The following is a 19,670-nucleotide window of genomic DNA, read 5'->3' as shown; positions in this document are numbered from 1 at the left end:
CTGTCGGCCGGGCGGTTTCGCCCGATCGGCCGGGAAGGGTTCGGAGGAGAAGCCCATGGCCCGTGGCCTCGATCACGTCGTGCATGTCGTCCGCGATCTCGAAGCTGCGGGAGAGCTCTACGACATGCTGGGTTTCACGGTAGGGGCGCGCAACCGCCATCCCTGGGGCACGCAGAACCGCATCGTGCAGACCCCCGGCTTCTTCCTGGAAGTGCTGGAGATCGCCGAGCCGGACCACATCCCGCCGCATGGTGAGACCAGCCTGTCCTTCGGCGCCTTCAACCGTGATTTCCTCGCCGAGCGCGGCCCGGGCCTGTCCATGCTGGTGCTGGAGGGCCGCGACCCCGCCGCCGAGAAGGCGGAGTTCGACGCCGCCGGCTTCGGTGGGCTCGACGTCTTCGATTTCGAGCGCACCGCCAAGCGGCCGGATGGCAGCGATGTCGAGGTGGCGTTCTCGCTGGCCTTTGCCCGCGATCCGGCCTCGCCGCAGACCGGCTTCTTCACCTGCACCCAGCGCCAGCCGGAGAATTTCTGGGTGCCGGACCTGCAGCGGCACATGAACGGCACCACCGGCGTCGCTGGCGTGGTGCTGGCCGCCGAGGATCCCGCGGCGCATCTCGACTTCCTCGCGACGTTCACCGGCGCCGCCTTCCGCCGCGCGGTGGAGGGCTGGTACATCGCCGAGACCCCCCGTGGCCGCGTCGAGGTGCTGAACCCCAAGCTGTTCAACGACCGCTTCGGCGTCGCCGCGCCCGCCGGGCCGGGGCTGCACCTCGCGGCGGTGCGTTTCGCGGTGACGGATATCGACCGCACCCGCAAGCGGCTCGGCTCCAGCCGCATGACTGCCGAGGAGATCGAGGGCGTCATCGTCGTCGGTCCCAAGGCGGCGCTCGGCGCCATGCTGGTGTTCGAGCCCGCCGCCTGATCGCATCCCCCCTGCCTTGAGGTCCCCTTGCCTTGAGGTCTCCCTGCCTTAACGCCATGGAAACCACGCTTCCGGTCTAATGGCCGGATGATGGATGACGGCGAGAAGGCCCTGGACGCCCCGGCGTCCGGCGCGCGCGGAGAGGCGGCACTGGCGGAGACGCCGGCGTCGGCGCTGCGTTGTGCCCTCAGCCGTTACCGGCGCTTCGCCCGCCGCCATCTCGCCGCGCCGCTCGTCGTCGGCCTGCTCGCCGCCGGCCTGGTGCACCAGGTCGTCGAGCCGTGCTATTTCGCCGAGGCGCGGCTGCGGGTCGAGGGCTGGACGCCCGACGCCCGTGCCAGTGCAGCGCGCCGCAGCCAGTTCCAGCTCATCACCTCCCGCGAATTCGCCCGTCAGGTCCTTCAGCGCAGCGGCCTCGGCGTACGGCTCACCGCCGGTCGCGGCCTTGCCGCGCTGATGCCGTTCTCGCCGGCGCTCGCCGCCGTCCCGGCCGATGACGAGGACGCGCTGCGCGCCATCGAGGCGGGGCTCCGGCTCACCACCTCGGCCGACGGCCGCGCCGCCATCGGCTTCACGGCCGCCGATGGCGGGCTCGCCGCCGACGTCGCCAATGCCTTCGGCGAATCCTATGTCGAGCTGCGCCGCGGATTCGGCGATGCCGCCGCGCCGGTGAGCCTGTCGCGCGCCTTGCCGCCGCGCCAGGCGCTCGGCCTGTCGCCGCTGGAATGGGGGCTGGGCGCCGGGCTGTTCGGCTTCGCGCTCACCTTCCTGTTGCAGGCGATGTGGCGCCGGCAGCGGCCGGAACTGGCGCGGGTCGCGCTCGATCCGGCGACGGCCGAGGTGCCGCAGGCGCCGGTGCAGCATCTGCCGTGGATCGGCTCGCGCAGCGAGGACGAGACCGAGGAGACCCCCTCGCGGGCCCGGCTGCGGCTCGGCCGCGACGGCGAACTCGCCGATCTGTCGCGGCTGGTGCGGCTGCGCGGCGTGGCGGCGCGGCTGGTGGTCGTCACCGGCCCGTCGGCGGATGAGGGCACGGCGCAATGCGCGCTGGCGCTCGGCCGTTCGCTTGCCGCCTGCGAGAAGCGTGTCGTCATCGTCTGCCTCGACATCACCGCCGAGCCGCTGGCCGAGCTCACCGCCGATCCGCGCGCGCCGGGGCTCACCGATCTGCTGTTCGGCGTCGCCAGCTTTTCCGATGCCATCCATCGCGAGACCGCCTCGCGCTGCCATGTCATTCCGCCGGGGCGGGGCGCCCGCGAGGCGGATGGCCTCGTCGCGTCCGAGCGCCTCGGGCTGATCCTGCGGGCGCTGGAGCAGACTTACGACCATGTGGTGGTGGCGGCGCCGCCGCTCGGCAAGCTGGAGGAGGCCGGCCGCATCGCCGGGCTCGGGCCGACGCTGATCCTGGTCACCCATCCCGGCGCCCGCACCACCGATGCGGTTCAGGCGTTCGACGCGCTGGCCGCGCGCGGCTTCGGCGACATCGCCATGGTCACCTTCGCCGAGCCGGCGCCGGGGCGGCTGCCGCACGCGGCATGAGGTCGCGGCGATAAGGTCGTGCCGGGTCGCTCGCCGATCGGCGCTCAGAGCGTTTCCGGCTTGCGGTCGCCCTTCTGCATCCAGCGGATCAGCACCGCCGCCGGCACCACCCAGCCAATGCCGAGCACGACATAGGCGATGAACTGCCAGAAACCCGGCAGCGTCGTCACCCGGCCCTGCGCCAGCGCCATGGCGCCGAGCGACCAGACGATCACCAGCATCAGGATCAGGCAGGTGCCGATGAACTTGCGCAAACGCGGCGGCAGCGAAGGGGGTTCGCTCGGGCGCTCTGCGGGTCGGGAGGCGCGGTCATCCATCGGCGGGGGTGCCCGATAAGTGATCTCAGGGACAATTCGCCCGGTTGTGCGGGCGCGCGGTGAGCTATATCCGCTCCGACGCTAGGTTGAAACCCGGCGCCGGGACCCGGTATCGATCCCCGCCGCGGGTCGAGGCCCGACGTCGAACATCGGATCGGCCGGAGCCTTCCGCAAGGAGGGCCGGCCGCCGAACCGCAGGAGCTGCATATGGCCCTCTCCGGCACCGTCGATCTTTCCGCCGCGCCGGCCACGGACCGGCTGCGCCCGGTGCGGCTGTGGCTCTATGCGGTGGCGGCGCTGATCGTGCTGATGGTGGTGGTGGGCGGCGCCACGCGGCTCACCGAATCCGGCCTGTCGATCACCGAGTGGAAGCCGGTCGCCGGCACTCTGCCGCCGCTCTCCGAGGCGGCGTGGCAGGCCGAGTTCGAGAAGTACCAGCAGATCCCGCAATATCAGCAGATCAATCGAGGCATGAGCCTCGCCGAGTTCCGCACCATCTTCTGGTGGGAATGGGGGCATCGGCTGCTCGGCCGGCTGATCGGTTTCGTCTTCCTGCTGCCCTTTCTGTATTTCCTGTGGCGGGGCCTGGTCACCGGCCCGCTGCGCTGGAAGCTCGGCGGGCTGTTCCTGCTCGGTGGGCTGCAAGGGGCGGTCGGCTGGTGGATGGTGGCGTCCGGCCTCGTCGGCCGCGTCGATGTCAGCCAGTACCGGCTGGCGACGCATCTGACGCTCGCCTGCCTCATCCTCGCCGCCACGATGGCGGTGGCCGACGGCCTGCGGCCGGCCCGCACGGACCAGCCCACGCCGGGCGCGCGCGCGGGCGTGCCGCTGGCGGTACCGCTCGCCTGGGCGCTGTTCGCCGTCGTGCTGCTGCAGATCTTCCTCGGCGGTCTGGTCGCCGGGCTGGATGCCGGGCTCACCTACACCACCTGGCCGCTGATGGACGGGCATTTCATTCCGCCGGTCGAGAACCTGCTGGTGCAGCAGCCGGCGTGGCGCAACCTGTTCGAGAACGTGCTCACCGTGCAGTTCAACCACCGCATGACCGCCTATACGGTGCTGGCGCTGGCGGTGGTGAACTGGCTGGCGCTGCGCGCGAGCCCGGCCGGCGGCCGCGCGGCGCTGCTGGTGGGGCTGGTGGCGGCGCAGGCGCTGCTCGGCATATTGACGCTGATCCATCAGGTGCCGATCGACATCGCGCTGGCGCACCAGTTCGGCGCCACCATCGTGCTGATCGGCGTCACGCTGCACCTGCGGCGGGTGCGGGCGCAAGGATAGGGCGGCTTGCCCCGGCTCGCGCGTCGGTCGCGGGGCCGCTCCGCCCTTAGGACCCCTTGCCCTGCGCGCGCAAGTTAGCGGCGACGTAGGCGCGGCTTTTCGCGGTGTCCGGGTGGTTCGTGCCGAGCCGTCGATCACGGATATCTAGCGCCCGCCGATACAACGGCTCGGCCTCGCTATGGCGCCCCTGCACCGTCAGGCAATAAGCGAGATTGATGCAGGGGAACGCGGTATCGGGATGGTCCGGCCCGAACGCCTGCTCGTAGAGGCCGAGCGCGTCGCGCAGCAGCGCCTCGGCTTCGCCGAGGTGACGTTGGTGCACCAGATTGGTCCCGAGGCTGCCGACGCTTATGGCGGTATCGGGATGGTCAGGGCCAAGCCTGTGGCGCTGGATGGCGAGCGCCTGGCGATGCAGGGGCTCAGCCTCGGCATAGCGATGTAGGCTATCGAGCAGCGAGGCGAGATTGTCGTAGCTCGCTGCGGTAGAGGGGTGATCCTCCCCTAGGATCCGCTGCCGGATGTTGAGCGCCTTGCGCTGGAACCGCTCGGCCTCTTCATGTCGACCCTGGCTGTACAGATTGTGGCCGACATTGTTGAAGCTCTGGGCTGTGTAAGGGTGGTCGTCGCCGAGAAACCTTTGCCGGATGTCCAGAGCCTTCGCGAACAAGGATTCCGCCTCGACGTAAAGACCCTGATGGACCTTGTTGGTGGCGAGATTGTCGTAAATCGTAGCGGTGTCCGGGTGCTCCTCACCGAGGTTCGCCTCGCACAAGGTGAGTGCCTGGCAATAAAGCTGCTCGGCCTCGGCATATCTAGCTTGTGCCTTCAGGTTGGTGGCGAGATTGTTGCTGCTCGCCATGCTCGACGAGTATTCCGCATCCGGCGCGCTGCGCGCGATGTCGAACGCCTGACGATGGAGCGGCTCGGCTTCCCGATAGCGGCCTTGGGCATGCAGGTTGAGGGCGAGATTGTTGCAGCTCCAGCCCGTGTGGGGATGCATGTCTCCAAGCGTGCGCCGGCGAATCTCCAGCGAGCTGCGATGAAGCGACTCGGCCTCCGCGTGAAGCCCTCGCGCATCGAGATTGAGCGCGAGATCACTCCGGTACTCAAGAGTTGCTTCGTGTTCGCTCCCGAGAAGCTGTTCGACGGCATCCGTCACCTGGCGGTGGAGCGGCTCGGCCTCTCCATGGCGCCCCTGGGCGTCGAGGCCGAGGGCGAGTTGGGCGATGCCCGCAAGAGTCTCGGGATGGTCCGGTCCGATGGATTCTGCCAGCAGCGCGGCCCGCTCCCTTAGCAGGCTGACAGCTTCAGCGTGGGCATATTTGATCGTCGCCAGTTCGGCGCGCTTGCCGAGAATCTGTGCCCGGTTTGCCTTGTGGCGCTTGAGCGTCTCCTCGCGCGCGGCGATGACGTCCTGGTAGCGCCGGTCCACCTCGGCGAGCGCGCGGTCGGCGTCGTCGAGCGAGAAGCTCTCCCCGGCGGTGAGCGCGGCATTGGCACGCTCCAGCAGCGGAGCGATCTCCGGCGTCTCATTGGCGAGCGAACCGAGGTCACCGAAGCTCTCGCGCAACTCGGTGAGGCGCGTATAGGACTGTTCGAGCGCGTCCGGAACGGTCTCGCGCGAGACCCGCCGCTGAAGGATAAAGGTCAGCAACGAGACGAGATCGGCTTCCGTGGCGTGCAGCTTGTCCTTCGCCAGCGCGAGTTCGCGGCGATAGTCGTCGCGGATCTGCTCGACCGTCCGGCGCGTTTCCGCGACGTCCTCGCGCACAGCCCCGAGCGCCCGGCCGAACTCGAGCATAAGCAGAGGTTCGAGCCGGCGGTAATAGTCGGCATCCTCGGCGGCGGTGGCGATACCCGCCCGCACCACGTCGCCGGCGAACCGGTAAGATAGAGTGTCGCGCCTTTCCGGGCCGAAAAGCTCAGGGTGCGCCTCGCCAAGACGGGCCATGATCACGATGGCGGCGCGGTCGGCAAATCCTTCGCGGCTGACGGCGGCGGCCGCCAGCGCCGCGCGGTCGATCACGCAGTGCTCCAGCGCCTCGTCCAGAGCCGCGTCGGCGGCACGCAGCTCGGTCCGCACCGTGGCGTCGCCGTCGCTGCCGGCGATCAATTCGCCATAGGAGGCGAGGAGATCGCGTTGCAGCCGCTCGCGTACCCGTCGGCACTCCGGTCCGAACTTTTCCCGGCGGTCGAGTACGAAGCCGATCAACGCGGCCGTGCCGATGCCAACCTCCATCGCGCCGGCGGGAGGGGTCCCGAAAGCCAGGGCCGCGGCGCCGACGCACACCGCCGCCACCTTCTCCAAGCCAGTTTTAAGGAAACCCATGCTGGCGTCCCGTCACGTTAGCGACGATATCGGTCGATCGAAGCGCAGGGGTTGGGATCGGGCCGGCCCGGCAGCTGCCCGTATGGAGACCGGCGGTCCGTGCCGTTCCCCAGCCTCGCAGCGCCACGCGCGGACGTCGAAGAGGGCCGGGCGTTGCGACCGCGACGCTGCCACCCGGAACGCCGCCGTTCGGCATACTTCTGTCCGGCATGCTGCCGTCCGGGACGCCATCGTCCGGGATGCTGCCGTCCAGCATATTACCGTCTGGGGCGCGATCGTCCGGAACACTGTCATCCAGAATTCCGTCGTCCGGGATGCCTCGCTCCGGCCTGCTGCATGCGAGATCGTTCGGGATCCGCCGATCCGCCCATGGCTCGCGCCTATCGGCTCGATCGGCAAGATCGGCGCAACCGTCGCCGGCGCCGCGCCGGCGTCTCGCCACAGATATTGTCCGCACTGCACATCCGCCCCTGCCGACCGGCCGCATCGTACACCGCACTGGTCTGCGGTCCGACGCGGCCGAGGTCATTCGGCGGCGTCCGGGCGCTTCTTCAGCGGACGGCGCGCCAGCACCTCGGCGAGGAAGCGACCGGTGTGGCTGCGCGGCGCCTTGGCGATCGCCTCCGGCGGCCCCTCGGCGACGATCTCGCCGCCGCCGTCACCGCCTTCAGGGCCGAGATCGATCACCCAGTCGGCGGTCTTGATGACTTCGAGATTGTGCTCGATCACCACCACCGTATTGCCCTGCTCGACCAATTCGTGCAGCACTTCCAAGAGCTTGGCGACGTCGTGGAAATGCAGGCCCGTGGTCGGCTCGTCGAGGATGTAGAGCGTGCGCCCGGTGGCGCGGCGCGAGAGCTCCTTGGAAAGCTTCACTCGCTGCGCTTCGCCGCCCGACAGCGTGTTGGCCTGCTGGCCGACCTTGATGTAGTCGAGCCCGACGCGCGAGAGAGTCTCCAGCTTCTCGCGCACCGCCGGCACCGCCTTGAAGAACTCCGCTCCCTCCTCGACGGTCATGTCGAGGACGTCGGCGATCGACTTGTTCTTGAAGGTGACCTCCAGCGTCTCGCGGTTGTAGCGCTTGCCCTTGCAGACGTCGCAGGTGACGTAAACGTCTGGCAGGAAATGCATTTCGATCTTGATGACGCCGTCGCCCTGGCACGCTTCGCAGCGCCCGCCCTTGACGTTGAAGGAGAAGCGCCCGGGGCCGTAGCCGCGCGCCTTCGCCTCCGGCAGGCCGGCAAACCATTCGCGGATCGGCGTGAAGGCACCGGTATAGGTCGCCGGATTGGAACGCGGGGTGCGGCCGATCGGCGACTGGTCGATGTCGATCACCTTGTCGAGCTGCTCCAGCCCTTCAAGGCGGTCATGTGGCGCCGGAGGCTCGGAGGCGCCGTTGAGCCGGCGCGCCACGGCCTTGTAGACGGTGTCGATGAGCAGGGTCGACTTGCCGCCGCCGGAGACGCCGGTTACCGCAGTGAACAGGCCGAGAGGTAGCTCGGCGGTGACGTCCTTCAGATTGTTTCCGCGCGCGCCCACCACCCGCAGCATACGCTTCGGGTCCGGCTTGCGCCGCTTGGGCACGGGCACGCTGAGTTCGCCGGTAAGGTATTTGCCGGTCAGCGAATTCGGGTTGGCGAGAATGTCCGGCGGGGTGCCCTGGGCGACGATCTGCCCGCCATGCACACCGGCGCCGGGGCCGACATCGACCACATAGTCGGCGGCGAGGATGGCGTCCTCGTCATGCTCCACCACCACCACGGTGTTGCCGAGGTCGCGTAGCCGCTTCAGCGTGCCGAGCAGGCGCTCATTGTCGCGCTGGTGCAGTCCGATGGACGGTTCGTCCAGCACATAGAGCACGCCGGTGAGGCCGGAGCCGATCTGCGAGGCAAGCCGGATGCGCTGGCTTTCGCCGCCCGACAAGGTGCCGGACGAGCGGGCAAGGGTGAGATAGTCGAGGCCGACATCGAGCAGGAAGGCCAGGCGCTCGCGGATCTCCTTGAGGATGCGCACCGCGATCTCGTTCTGCTTGTCGGTGAGCGCGCCCGGCAAGGTGGAGAACCAGTCGAGCGCGGTCCGCACCGACAGGACGGCAGCCTGACCGATATGCTGTCCGGCGATCTTCACTGCCAGAGCTTCCGGCTTCAGGCGGTAGCCGTTGCAGGCGGCGCAGGGAACGTCGGAGAAGTACTTGCTGATCTCCTCGCGCGCCCATTCGCTCTCGGTCTCGCGCCAGCGGCGCTCGAGATTGGTGACGATGCCCTCGAATGTCTTGGAGGTCTCGTAGGCGCGCACGCCATCGTCATAGACGAAGCGGATCACCTCTCCCTCGGAGCCGTGCAGGATGACCTTGCGTACCTTCTCGGGCAGCTCCGTCCATGAGGTGGTCAGCTTGAAGCCGTAATGGCGGGCGAGGGCGTCCAGCGTCTGGCCATAATAGGGCGAGCTCGACTTTGCCCAGGGAGCAATGGCTCCCTGCTTCAGCGTGCGCGTACCGTCGGGCACGATCAGGTTGGGGTCAATCTTGCTCTCATGCCCGAGCCCGTCGCAGGTCGGGCAGGCGCCGAACGGATTGTTGAAGGAGAACAGCCGCGGCTCGATCTCGGGAATGGTGAAGCCGGAGACCGGACAGGCGAACTTCTCCGAGAAGATAATGCGCTTCTGGCTGCCGTCCGCCTCAGCCTCGTCGGCGAACTCGACCACCGCGATGCCGTCGGCGAGGCCGAGCGCGGTCTCGAAACTGTCGGCGAGGCGGCTCGCCATGTCCGGGCGCACCACCAGCCGGTCCACCACCACGTCGATGTCGTGCTTGAATTTCTTGTCGAGCGCCGGTGCCTCGGCGATCTCGTGGAAGGCACCGTCGATCTTGACGCGCTGGAAGCCCTTCTTCTGGAAATCCGCCAGTTCCTTGCGGTATTCGCCCTTGCGCCCGCGCACTACGGGAGCGAGCAAATAGAGGCGGGTCTTCTCGGGCAGCGCCAGCACGCGGTCGACCATCTGGCTGACGGTTTGGCTCTCGATCGGCAGGCCGGTGGCGGGCGAATAGGGGATGCCGACGCGCGCCCAGAGCAGGCGCATGTAGTCGTAGATCTCGGTAACGGTGCCCACCGTCGAGCGCGGATTTTTCGAGGTGGTCTTCTGTTCGATGGAAATGGCCGGCGAGAGGCCGTCGATCTGGTCGACGTCCGGCTTCTGCATCATCTCCAGGAACTGGCGGGCATAGGCTGAAAGGCTTTCGACATAGCGCCGCTGGCCTTCGGCGTAGATGGTATCGAAGGCCAGAGACGACTTGCCGGAGCCGGACAGGCCCGTGAACACAACGAGACTGTCGCGGGGGATCTCGAGGTCGACGTTCTTCAGATTGTGCTCGCGCGCGCCGCGAATGGTGATCGAACGGGCGTCGCGGCGCGACGGCGGCGGAAGGTCCTTCATTCCTGTCTCTCAATCCCGGTCCCGGAGGGACAGCACGAAAGCGCCCGGTCCCCCGGGTGGGCGGCATGGCCGCCTCGGGGAGGGCGCTCGCACTTGCTGCATGGCGTCAAACATAGTGTCGCTCGGGCAAAACGTCATCGGGCTTGCGTCGCACTATGCACGATGATACGAACATAACAAGAACATTATTCGAGTGGGCGCGTGGGCATCGAGCGATCGTTAGCCAAAGATGTGGACGAGGGCGGCGTTTGTCCGGCGATGTCCGGCGCGATGGTCTATAGTCACCGGCCCTTTGCGGTATGCGACAGACGGATTTTTTGGAGGACGGAATGGCTGGCAGCGTCAACAAGGTGATCCTGGTCGGCAATCTCGGCCGGGATCCGGAAGTGCGGACGTTCCAGAATGGCGGGCGGGTGTGCAATCTGCGCATCGCCACGTCCGAGACGTGGCGCGACAAGGCCTCGGGCGAGCGCCGCGAGCGCACGGAATGGCACAGCGTGGTGATCTTCAACGAAAACCTGCTGCGCATCGCCGAACAGTATCTGCGCAAGGGCACGAAGGTTTACATCGAGGGCCAGCTGGAGACGCGGAAGGCGACCGACCAGTCCGGGGCGGAGCGCTATTTCACCGAGGTGGTGCTGCGGCAATTCCGTGGCGAGCTGACCATTCTCGACAGCCGCAGCGGTGGCGAAGGTGCCGGTGGTGGCGACGATTACGGCTCGGGCAGCAGCGATTTCGGCTCCGGCGGTTCTTCTTTCGGCGGCTCCTCGGCCCGGGGCTCGTTCGGCGGCGAGCGCAAGCCGGCGGCGGTCTCCGGCGGGGCGGCTTCGCGCGGCGGCGCGTTCGGTGGCGGCAACAGCGACATCGACGACGAAATTCCGTTCTGAATATCTGGGTGCCGGCTCCGGTGCGGCGAGCGCGTGCTCCCGCAGCGGCGCGTGACGGTGCTTCCGGCTCCGCCTCACCGCGGTCCTCGTGTGGGCGCGCGGGCAATTCAGTCTCGTCGGGTTGATGGGAGCTCTCAGTTCCCCGCTTGGGCACGATCATTCGTGTGCAGGAGGTGGCCACGGCGAGCGGCTGACGCGGTTGGCGGTAGCGGCGGCGGTCACTGGCGTGTCCGTCGGAGCGCACGGCCTGTCGCAGTCGTGGTGCGAGGGCGGTATCTGGTTTTCGGGTCCGTCATAGCCGAGTGAGGTTCGGCCAAAAGCCGACCGGGGTCGGCGGTTCCTTCTTCCGGCGTCGCGCGCGTGGCCGATGCCGTGGGAGTGTTGACCTCCGAGTGATGGTGCGGCCCGAATAATCTCGTAGGGGGCTACAGCCCGAACGCCGTCTTCACGCCATCGATGACGAATTGTACGGCGAGGGCGGCCAGAACGACGCCGAGCAGGCGCGTCAATATGGCGTTGCCGGTGATGCCGAGCCAACGGTTCACCCGGTCGGCGGCGAGGTAAACGACGAGGCAGGCGGCGATCACCAGCAAGGTGATAGCGAACAGGGCGACGAGGCGGGCGCCGTCACCCCGCGCTTCGCCGGCGAGCAGCATCATGGCGGTGATGGCGCCGGGGCCGGCCATCAGCGGAATGGCGAGCGGAAACACCGCGAGATTGTGCAGCAGATGCTCGCGCATCGCTGCATCGGTGGCGTCGGACTTGCGTTCGCTGCGCCGGCCAAACACCATTTCGAATGAAATGGTGAACAGCAGCAGCCCGCCGGCGATGCGAAAGGCGGGCAGGGTGATGCCGAGCGCGGCCAGCAGTGGCGCGCCGACGAGGCCGAACAGGGCGAGGATGGCGAGGGCGATCGCCGAGGCGCGCCAGGCGACGTGGCGTCGTTCCTCCGCCGCAAGGCCGGTGGTGACCGCGAGAAACAGCGGTGCCAGGCCGATCGGATCGATGACCACCAACATCGTGACCGCAGCCGATATGACGTAGTCGAGCATCCGTGCCGTGCCCTTCCATCCCGCTCGGGATGCCGGCGGTGCAAGTGTATCTTGCTATGAGGCGCGGGCAGGCGTGAAGGTATTTTCGCGCCAGTTGGCCACGGTTCCGCCACCTTTTCCGCCTGCTTCAAAAATGGCGCTGCAAGTTATTGTAATTTATACAGAATTTACGGAGGTTGCGGAGCCGGCGCGCTGGCGTTGACGGGCGGAATCGGCTAGATAAAACAGTTCGATAAGCAATCTACGGAAAGTCGCTTCCTTGTCCGATTCCGATACGCTGAGGCCCGAGGACGAAGGTCCTTCGGATATCCGGCCCGTTTCGATCACCGAGGAGCTCTCGCGCAGCTATCTCGACTATGCGATGAGCGTGATCGTCTCCCGCGCGCTGCCCGACGTGCGCGACGGCCTGAAGCCGGTGCATCGCCGCATCCTGTTCTCGATGCGCGAGAACAACTACGTTCCCGAGCGCCCCTACAACAAGTCCGCCCGCGTCACCGGCGACACGATGGGCAAGTACCATCCGCACGGCAACCAGGCGATCTACGATGCGCTGGTGCGCCTGGCGCAGGACTTCTCCATGCGCCTGCCGCTGATCGACGGCCAGGGCAATTTCGGCTCGGTCGACGGCGACCCACCGGCGGCCGAACGCTACACCGAGGTACGTCTCGCGCGGCCGGCACTGTCGCTGCTCGACGATCTCGAGAAGGACACTGTCGACTTCCAGGACAATTACGACGGCCGCGAACAGGAGCCGACGGTCCTTCCGGCGCGCTTCCCCAATTTGCTGGTCAATGGTGCGGGCGGTATCGCGGTCGGCATGGCCACCAATATCCCGCCGCACAATCTCGGCGAGGTGATCGATGCCACCATCGCGCTGATTGACGAGCCGGATATCGATGTCGAGCGGCTGCTCGACATCCTGCCGGGCCCGGACTTTCCCACCGGCGCGCTGATCCTCGGGCGCAGCGGCATTCGCCAGGCCTATATGACCGGGCGCGGCTCGATCGTCATGCGGGCCCGTGCCACGGTGGAGACGATCCGCAAGGATCGCGAAGCCATCATCGTCACCGAGATTCCCTATCAGGTGAACAAGGCGACGATGATCGAGCGCATGGCCGAGCTGGTGCGCGACAAGCGGCTGGAAGGCATCTCCGAGATCCGCGACGAATCCTCGCGCGAGGGTCTGCGCATCGTCATCGAGATCAAGCGCGACGCCCAGGGCGACGTGGTGCTGAACAACCTGTTCCGCATGACGGCGCTGCAGACCTCCTTCGGCGCTAACATGGTGGCGTTGAATGGCGGTCGTCCGGCGGTGATGACGCTGCTCGACCTTCTGACCGCCTTCGTCGCCTTCCGCGAGGAGGTGGTGAGCCGCCGGACCAAGTTCCTGCTGCGCAAGGCACGTGACCGCGCGCATGTGCTGGTCGGTCTCGCCATTGCGGTGGCCAATATCGACGAGGTCATCCGCACCATCCGCACCTCGCCGGATCCGGCCACCGCGCGCGAGCTGCTGATGACGCGGCACTGGCCGGCGCTGGATGTGGCGCCGCTGATCGCGCTGATCGATGACCCGCGCCATCGGTTGAACGAGGACGGCACCTATCAGCTGTCCGAGGAGCAGGCACGCGCCATTCTCGAACTGCGCCTGCAGCGCCTCACCGCGCTGGGCCGCGACGAGATCGCCGACGAGCTCGACAAGATCGCCGTCGAGATCCGCGAATATCTCGAGATCCTGGCGAGCCGCGTCCGCATCCGCCAGATCGTCAAGGACGAGCTGCTCGAGGTGAGGACGCAGTTCGGCACCCCGCGCCGGACCGAGATCACCGAAGGCGAGGGCGATTTCGAGGACGAGGACCTGATCGCCCGCGAGGACATGGTCGTCACCGTCTCGCATGCCGGCTATGTGAAGCGGGTGCCGCTCTCGACCTATCGGGCGCAGCGGCGCGGCGGCAAAGGCCGTTCTGGCATGCAGACGCGCGACGAGGATTTCGTCACCCGCCTGTTCGTCGCCTCAACCCATGCCCCGGTGCTGTTCTTCTCCTCCAAGGGGCAGGTCTACAAGCTGAAGGTCTGGCGGTTGCCGATCGCCACCCCGCAGGGACGCGGCAAGGCGCTGGTCAACATCCTGCCGCTGGATTCCGACGAGCGCATCACCTCCATCATGGCGCTGCCGGAGGAGGAGGCGTGGGGCCGCCTGCAGATCATGTTCGCCACCACCGGCGGTACGGTGCGGCGCAACGAGCTGTCCGACTTCACCAATGTGAACCGCAACGGCAAGATCGCCATGAAGCTGGAGGAAGGTGAGGCGATCGCCGGCGTCCAGCTCTGCTCCGAGAGCGACGACGTGCTGCTGACCACCGCCAAGGGGCAGTGCATCCGCTTCCCCACCACCGAGGTGCGCGTCTTTAAGGGGCGTGATTCCATGGGCGTGCGCGGCATCCAGCTCGACGAGAGCGATCGCCTGATCTCGATGGCGATCATCCGGCATGTGGACGCGACGGCGGAGGAGCGCGCTGAATATATCAAGCGTGCCAACGCCGTGCGACGTAGCCTTAACGAAGTGGATGAAGCGGCGGACATCGAGGCGGAGGTCGTCGACGCGGATGCCGAGGAGGTCGATGCCGGCGGCAGCGAGCTCGGCCAGACTCGTTATGCCGAGATGGGCGCCGCCGAGCAGTTCCTCCTTACCCTGTCGGAGAACGGCTATGGCAAGCGGACCTCGTCCTTCGAGTACCGTGCCACGCGCCGCGGCGGCAAGGGCATCGTCGCGATGGCGGTTAACGACCGCAACGGGCCGTTGGTCGCCTCCTTCCCGGTGGAGGATGCCGATCAGATCATGCTGGTCAGCGATGGCGGCCAGCTGATCCGCTGTCCGGTGAACGGCATCCGCGTCGTCGGGCGCGGCAGCCAGGGCGTGATCGTGTTCAACACCGCCGACGACGAGAAGGTGGTGTCGGTCGAGCGCGTGAGCGAGGAAGAAGGCGAGGACGAGATCGGGGAGGAGGCGGCCGACTGAGCCGCCGGACTCCTGCCGTATGATCATCCGATGACGCGACGGCGCTGGAGACGGCGCCGTTGCCATTTCGAGGGGCGTGTCAGTCGAAGGGCATACCATGCGTCGCATTTGCGTTTTTCTCGGCTCCAATGCCGGGCACCGGCCGGACTACACCGAGGCCGCCGTCGCACTGGGAACATCGCTGGCGCGAGAGGGCATCGGCCTCGTCTATGGCGGTGCGTCCGTCGGCTTGATGGGCGTGCTGGCGGATGCCGCACTTGCCGCTGGCGGCGAGGTGACGGGCGTCATCCCGCGCGGCATCCTGGAGCGCGAGGTCGCGCATAAGGGCTTGGCGGACCTGCGCATCGTCGGCTCCATGCACGAACGCAAGGCGCTGATGGCCGAACTCGCCGACGCCTTCGTCGCGCTGCCGGGCGGTATCGGCACGCTGGAGGAGCTGTTCGAGGTGTGGACGTGGGCGCAGCTCGGCAGCCATGAGAAACCGTGCGCCCTGCTCAATGTCGCCGGCTATTTCGACCGGCTGCTTGGCTTCGTCGATCATGTGGTCGGGGAGGGCTTCATGCGCGAGGCGCATCGCGACATGCTGCTCGTCGCCGACAATCCCAAGGCTCTGCTGGCGCGTCTGCAGGGCTATCGGGCGCCGCATGTCGCCAAGTGGATCGGCCGTGGCGAGCGATGACCGATGCCGTGGCGAGGCGTCGGAGGCACCCGTGCCCCTTGCGTCCGCGGCGTGAGCCCGCTAACCCTTGCCGCGCAACGAGAGGCTCCGCATGAGCGCCCTGCGCACCGCCTTCTACCCCGGTTCCTTCGACCCGCCGACCAATGGCCATGTCGAGGTGGCACGCGCCGCCTCCCGCATGGTCGATCGGCTGGTGATCGGTATCGGCGTGCATCCCGGCAAAGCCCCGCTGTTCGCGGCGGAGGAAAGGCTGGAGATGCTCACCGAGATCTTCGAGCCGATCGCCCGCCACGAGGGCGCGGCGTTCGAATGCATCACCTTCGCCGACCTCGTCGTGGAAGCGGCGCATCGCCATGGCGCGCGGCTGCTCATCCGCGGCCTGCGCGACGGTACCGATCTCGACTACGAGATGCAGATGGCGGGCATGAACGCCGTGCTGCGGCCGGAGGTGCAGACGGTATTTTTGCCGGCCTCCGCCGTGTCCCGCCCCATCACCGCCACCCTTGTCCGGCAGATCGCCGGAATGGGAGGCGACGTGTCGTCCTTCGTGCCGGCCGCCGTGGTCGGCCGTCTGGCCACCAAGCTGCGCCGCCCTATTTGATCGCGCACGGCCAAATCCGCAGCCGCACCGGAGTTTTCTGATGATCCGCAGTCTGATCGCCGCCTTCGCCGTCACCGCCGTGTTCGCGCTGCCCGCCGTCGCCCAGACGGCGCAGGCTCCCAAGCTGCCGCCGAACGTCGATCCGCAGAACGCCATCATCATGCAGACCACCAAGGGTCCGGTGGTGTTCGTGCTGCGCCCGGATATCGCGCCCAAGCATGCCGAGCGCATCAAGCAGCTGGCGCGCGAGGGCTTTTACGACAACGTGCCGTTCCACCGGGTGATCGACCGCTTCATGGCCCAGACCGGCGACGGTCAGTACGGCAATGGCACCGGCGGCTCGCGCTATCCCGACCTGCCGGCAGAATTCTCCAACGTGCCCTTTACGCGCGGCACGGTCGGCATGGCCCGCGCCCAGAGCCCGAACAGCGCCAATTCGCAGTTCTTCATCACCTTCGGCGACGCCTCCTTCCTCAACGGCCAGTACACGGTCATCGGCCAGGTGGTGTCCGGCATGGAGAACGTCGACAAGCTCAAGCGCGGCGAGCCGGTGCAGAACCCCGACAAGATCGTGTCGATGAAGGTTGCCGCCGACGTGAAGTGATGTGCGCGACACGCACCGTCATCCGTCAGATTTTTCTCAAGGAGTAACGACTATGAGCGACACCCCCGAATCCATCCTGCTGTTGGAGACCACCCAGGGCCCGGTGAAGATCCGCCTGCGCCCGGACCTCGCTCCCGGCCATGTCGCCCGCATCAGCGAGCTGGCCAAGCAGGGCTTCTATGACGGCGTGGTGTTCCACCGCGTCATCGACGGCTTCATGGCGCAGACCGGCGACCCGACCGGCACCGGCCGCGGCGGTTCCGGCCAGAAGCTGAAGGCGGAGTTCAACAAGGGCCGCCACCAGCGCGGCACCGTCTCCATGGCCCGCGCCATGGACCCGAACTCCGGCGACAGCCAGTTCTTCATCTGCTTCGCCGACGCTTCCTTCCTCGATGGCCAGTACACCATTTGGGGCGAGGTGATCGAGGGCATGGAGAATGTCGACAAGATCAAGCGCGGCGAGCCGGTGATCAACCCGGACAAGATCGTCTCCGCTAAGCTCGCGGCGTGATCGTCCGAAGCTTCGCCGGGCGGTGGTGAACCGTCCGGCAACGCTTATGCTGAACGGCGTCCCGGCATTCGGATGAGGACATCCGGCTGACGGGACGCCGCTTCCATTATATCGGGTCGTCCCGGCTCGCCCGGATGGGCCCGCCGCCCGATGACCTTGCCATCGAACAGATTATGCGCGTCGACCTCTTCGATTTTGATCTCCCGCCTGACCTGATCGCGCTGCGCCCGGTGGAACCGCGCGAGGCGGCGCGGCTGCTGGTGGTGCGGCCGGGTGAAGCCCAGGAACTCGAGGACCGGCATGTCGGCGATCTCCCCGATCTGCTGGCGCCCGGCGACGCGCTCGTCGTCAACGATACCCGCGTGCTGCCCGCACGCCTCAACGGCATTCGCAGCCGGGCGGGTGGTTCCGACGTGCGGGTCGAGGCGATGCTGCACAAGCGGCTGGCTCCCGACAGCTGGCTGGCGCTGGCACGGCCGGGAAAGCGCCTCGCTGTCGGCGATGTCGTGACGTTCCGCTCCGAGGACGGCGCGGCGACGCTGGAGGCCGAGATCGCCGCGAAAGGGGAGGGCGGCGAGATCGCGCTGCGCTTCGAGGCCGCCGGAGCGGCGCTCGACGAGGCGGTGGCGCGCGTCGGCCACATGCCGCTGCCGCCCTACATCGCCGCGCGCCGGGCCGAGGACGCGCAGGACCGAGCCGATTACCAGACCATGTTCGCCAATGCCGAGGGATCGGTCGCGGCGCCGACCGCCGGCCTGCATTTCACCTCGACGTTGGTCGACCGCCTGACGGCGCGAGGTGTCGAGGTTCACCGCGTGACGCTGCATGTCGGCGCCGGCACCTTCCTGCCGGTCAAGGCCGAGGACACCACCGGCCACCGCATGCATGCCGAATGGGGCGAGGTTTCGCAGGAGACCGCCGAAGCGCTCAACGCGGTGAAGCGGCGGGGCGGGCGCGTCATCACCGTCGGCTCCACCGCGACGCGGCTGATCGAGAGCGCCTCCGCCTCGGGCCGGTTGGCGGCCTGGCAGGGCGAGACCGACATCTTCATCACGCCCGGCTACCGCTTCCGCTTCATCGACGCGATGATGACCAACTTCCACCTGCCGCGCTCAACGCTGGTGATGCTGGTGGCGGCGCTTGTCGGCCATGAGGCGCAGAAGCGCGCCTATGCCCACGCCATCGACACCGGCTACCGCTTCTATTCCTATGGCGACGCCTGCCTGCTGTTTCCCGAAAGATCCCGATGACCGAAGCCTTCTCCTATCGCCCGCTCGGCCGTGACGGCGGCGCCCGTCTCGGCGAGGTGATCACGCCGCGCGGAGTGGTGCGCACGCCCGCCTTCATGCCGGTCGGCACCGCCGCCACGGTGAAGGCGATGTATCCTGAACAGGTGCGGGAGCTCGGTGCCGACATTCTGCTCGGCAACACCTATCATCTGATGCTGCGCCCCTCGGCCGAGCGGATCGCCGAACTGGGCGGGCTGCACAAGTTCATGCGCTGGCCGCACCCGATCCTGACCGATTCCGGCGGCTTCCAGGTGATGTCGCTGGCGGGCCTGCGCAAGCTGACCGAGAAGGGCGTCACCTTCCGCTCGCATATCGACGGCGCCTATCACGAAATGTCGCCGGAGCGCTCGGTGGAGATCCAGGGCCTGCTCGGCTCGGACATCCAGATGCAGCTCGATGAATGCGTGAAGCTGCCATCGCCGCCGGAAGACGTGGCGCGGGCGCTGCGGCTGTCGCTGCGCTGGGCGGAGCGCTCGAAGCGCGCCTTCGAGGCCCAGCCGCCCGGCCGGGCGCTGTTCGGCATCGTGCAGGGCGGCGACGTGCCGGCGCTGCGCGAGGAATCAGCGCGCGGCCTCGTCGACATCGGCTTCCCCGGCTATTCGATCGGCGGCCTCGCGGTCGGCGAGCCGCAGCATGTGATGCTGGGCATGATCGAGGTGGTGAACGCCATCCTGCCGCAGGACAAGCCGCGCTATCTGATGGGGGTCGGCACGCCGGACGACATCATCGAGGCGGTGGGGCGCGGCGTCGACATGTTCGACTGCGTGATGCCGACCCGTGCCGGCCGCCATGCACAGGCCTTCACCCGCTTCGGCAAGATCAACCTGAAGAACGCCCGCCACGCCGACGACCCGCGCCCGCTGGACGAGACGAGTAACTGCCCGGCGGCGCGGGATTATTCGCGCGCCTATCTCCACCACCTGATCCGCTGCGACGAGATGCTGGGCTCGATGCTGCTCACCTGGGTGAACCTCGCCTATTACCAGAGTCTGATGCAGGGCATCCGCGCCGCCATTGCCGAGGGGCGCTTCGAGGCGTTCAAGGCCGAGGTGAAGGAAGGCTGGGCAAGAGGCGACATCCCCGCGCGTGGCTGAAGGCTTGCGCCGCTCGGCGCGTCATTCCGGACGCGCCGGCGATGCGATCCCGGCTGTCGGGCCTCGCCTCCGGTCGGGATGACGACGCTGGAACGAAAACGGCCGGACCCGCGGGTC

15 protein-coding genes are annotated in these 19,670 nt (G+C 67.7%); 11 read left to right on the top strand and 4 right to left on the bottom strand.

The window, feature by feature from the left end; translation table 11 throughout:
• The first annotated feature begins 55 nt into the window (after positions 1 to 55).
• Together LGR54_RS23165 and LGR54_RS23160 are read left to right on the top strand one after the other, a co-directional pair.
• Positions 56 to 925, top strand: a complete 870-nt coding sequence (locus LGR54_RS23165) for a VOC family protein (protein WP_230364325.1) — start codon at positions 56 to 58, stop codon at positions 923 to 925.
• 87 nt (positions 926 to 1,012) lie between these two features.
• The gene (locus LGR54_RS23160) at positions 1,013 to 2,464 is read left to right on the top strand and encodes a lipopolysaccharide biosynthesis protein (protein WP_230364324.1); all 1,452 of its coding nucleotides are present in this window, start codon (positions 1,013 to 1,015) and stop codon (positions 2,462 to 2,464) included.
• A 44-nt stretch (positions 2,465 to 2,508) separates the two neighbouring features.
• On the opposite strand, the gene LGR54_RS23155 is transcribed toward LGR54_RS23160, so the two are convergent.
• Positions 2,509 to 2,781: a DUF2842 domain-containing protein gene (locus tag LGR54_RS23155; protein WP_370638264.1), complete on the bottom strand. Its 273-nt coding sequence runs from the start codon at positions 2,779 to 2,781 to the stop codon at positions 2,509 to 2,511.
• A 207-nt stretch (positions 2,782 to 2,988) separates the two neighbouring features.
• Here LGR54_RS23155 and LGR54_RS23150 point away from each other — a divergent pair, with 207 nt between their 5' ends.
• Entirely contained in the window at positions 2,989 to 4,059 is a 1,071-nt protein-coding gene (locus LGR54_RS23150) for a COX15/CtaA family protein (protein ID WP_230364323.1), read from the top strand.
• Between the two features lie 46 nt (positions 4,060 to 4,105).
• Here the strand turns inward: LGR54_RS23150 and LGR54_RS23145 are convergent, their stop codons facing one another.
• Positions 4,106 to 6,388, bottom strand: a complete 2,283-nt coding sequence (locus LGR54_RS23145; RefSeq protein WP_230364322.1) for a tetratricopeptide repeat protein — start codon at positions 6,386 to 6,388, stop codon at positions 4,106 to 4,108.
• A 525-nt stretch (positions 6,389 to 6,913) separates the two neighbouring features.
• A complete protein-coding gene (gene uvrA, locus LGR54_RS23140; RefSeq protein WP_230364321.1) occupies positions 6,914 to 9,820 on the bottom strand; it encodes an excinuclease ABC subunit UvrA in 2,907 nt (968 codons plus the stop codon).
• Between the two features lie 329 nt (positions 9,821 to 10,149).
• On the opposite strand from uvrA, the gene ssb reads away from it, so the two are divergent.
• Positions 10,150 to 10,707, top strand: a complete 558-nt coding sequence (gene ssb, locus LGR54_RS23135) for a single-stranded DNA-binding protein (RefSeq protein ID WP_230364320.1) — start codon at positions 10,150 to 10,152, stop codon at positions 10,705 to 10,707.
• Positions 10,708 to 11,132: 425 nt separating this feature from the next.
• Here ssb and LGR54_RS23130 read toward each other — a convergent pair whose 3' ends face one another.
• Positions 11,133 to 11,759, bottom strand: coding sequence for a MarC family protein (locus LGR54_RS23130; protein WP_230364319.1), 627 nt, complete (start codon positions 11,757 to 11,759; stop codon positions 11,133 to 11,135).
• Positions 11,760 to 12,018: 259 nt separating this feature from the next.
• Here LGR54_RS23130 and gyrA point away from each other — a divergent pair, with 259 nt between their 5' ends.
• The 7 genes from gyrA to tgt all read left to right on the top strand — a co-directional run bounded on the left by gyrA (position 12,019) and on the right by tgt (position 19,553).
• Entirely contained in the window at positions 12,019 to 14,775 is a 2,757-nt protein-coding gene (gene gyrA / locus LGR54_RS23125) for a DNA gyrase subunit A (RefSeq protein WP_230364318.1), read from the top strand.
• A 97-nt stretch (positions 14,776 to 14,872) separates the two neighbouring features.
• Positions 14,873 to 15,454, top strand: a complete 582-nt coding sequence (locus LGR54_RS23120; protein WP_230364317.1) for a TIGR00730 family Rossman fold protein — start codon at positions 14,873 to 14,875, stop codon at positions 15,452 to 15,454.
• A gap of 91 nt (positions 15,455 to 15,545) precedes the next feature.
• Positions 15,546 to 16,055 carry a pantetheine-phosphate adenylyltransferase gene (gene coaD / locus LGR54_RS23115; RefSeq protein ID WP_230364316.1) on the top strand — a complete coding sequence of 170 codons (510 nt, stop codon included), beginning with the start codon at positions 15,546 to 15,548 and terminating at the stop codon, positions 16,053 to 16,055.
• Between the two features lie 40 nt (positions 16,056 to 16,095).
• Positions 16,096 to 16,659, top strand: coding sequence for a peptidylprolyl isomerase (locus LGR54_RS23110; protein WP_214009881.1), 564 nt, complete (start codon positions 16,096 to 16,098; stop codon positions 16,657 to 16,659).
• A gap of 52 nt (positions 16,660 to 16,711) precedes the next feature.
• Positions 16,712 to 17,170 (top strand): peptidylprolyl isomerase, encoded by a 459-nt coding sequence (locus tag LGR54_RS23105; RefSeq protein ID WP_230364315.1) that lies wholly within the window; start codon positions 16,712 to 16,714, stop codon positions 17,168 to 17,170.
• Positions 17,171 to 17,343: 173 nt separating this feature from the next.
• The gene (gene queA, locus LGR54_RS23100) at positions 17,344 to 18,420 is read left to right on the top strand and encodes a tRNA preQ1(34) S-adenosylmethionine ribosyltransferase-isomerase QueA (protein ID WP_230364314.1); all 1,077 of its coding nucleotides are present in this window, start codon (positions 17,344 to 17,346) and stop codon (positions 18,418 to 18,420) included.
• Positions 18,417 to 19,553 carry a tRNA guanosine(34) transglycosylase Tgt gene (gene tgt / locus LGR54_RS23095; protein ID WP_230364313.1) on the top strand — a complete coding sequence of 379 codons (1,137 nt, stop codon included), beginning with the start codon at positions 18,417 to 18,419 and terminating at the stop codon, positions 19,551 to 19,553. The genes queA and tgt overlap by 4 nt, the downstream gene beginning before the upstream one ends.
• Positions 19,554 to 19,670 lie beyond the last annotated feature (117 nt).

It is taken from the genome of Ancylobacter sp. Lp-2 (assembly GCF_020523795.1).
GTDB lineage: Bacteria > Pseudomonadota > Alphaproteobacteria > Rhizobiales > Xanthobacteraceae > Ancylobacter.
The sequence above is the reverse complement of the archived record's forward strand: the minus strand, read 5'-3'. Positions and strand labels throughout refer to the sequence as shown.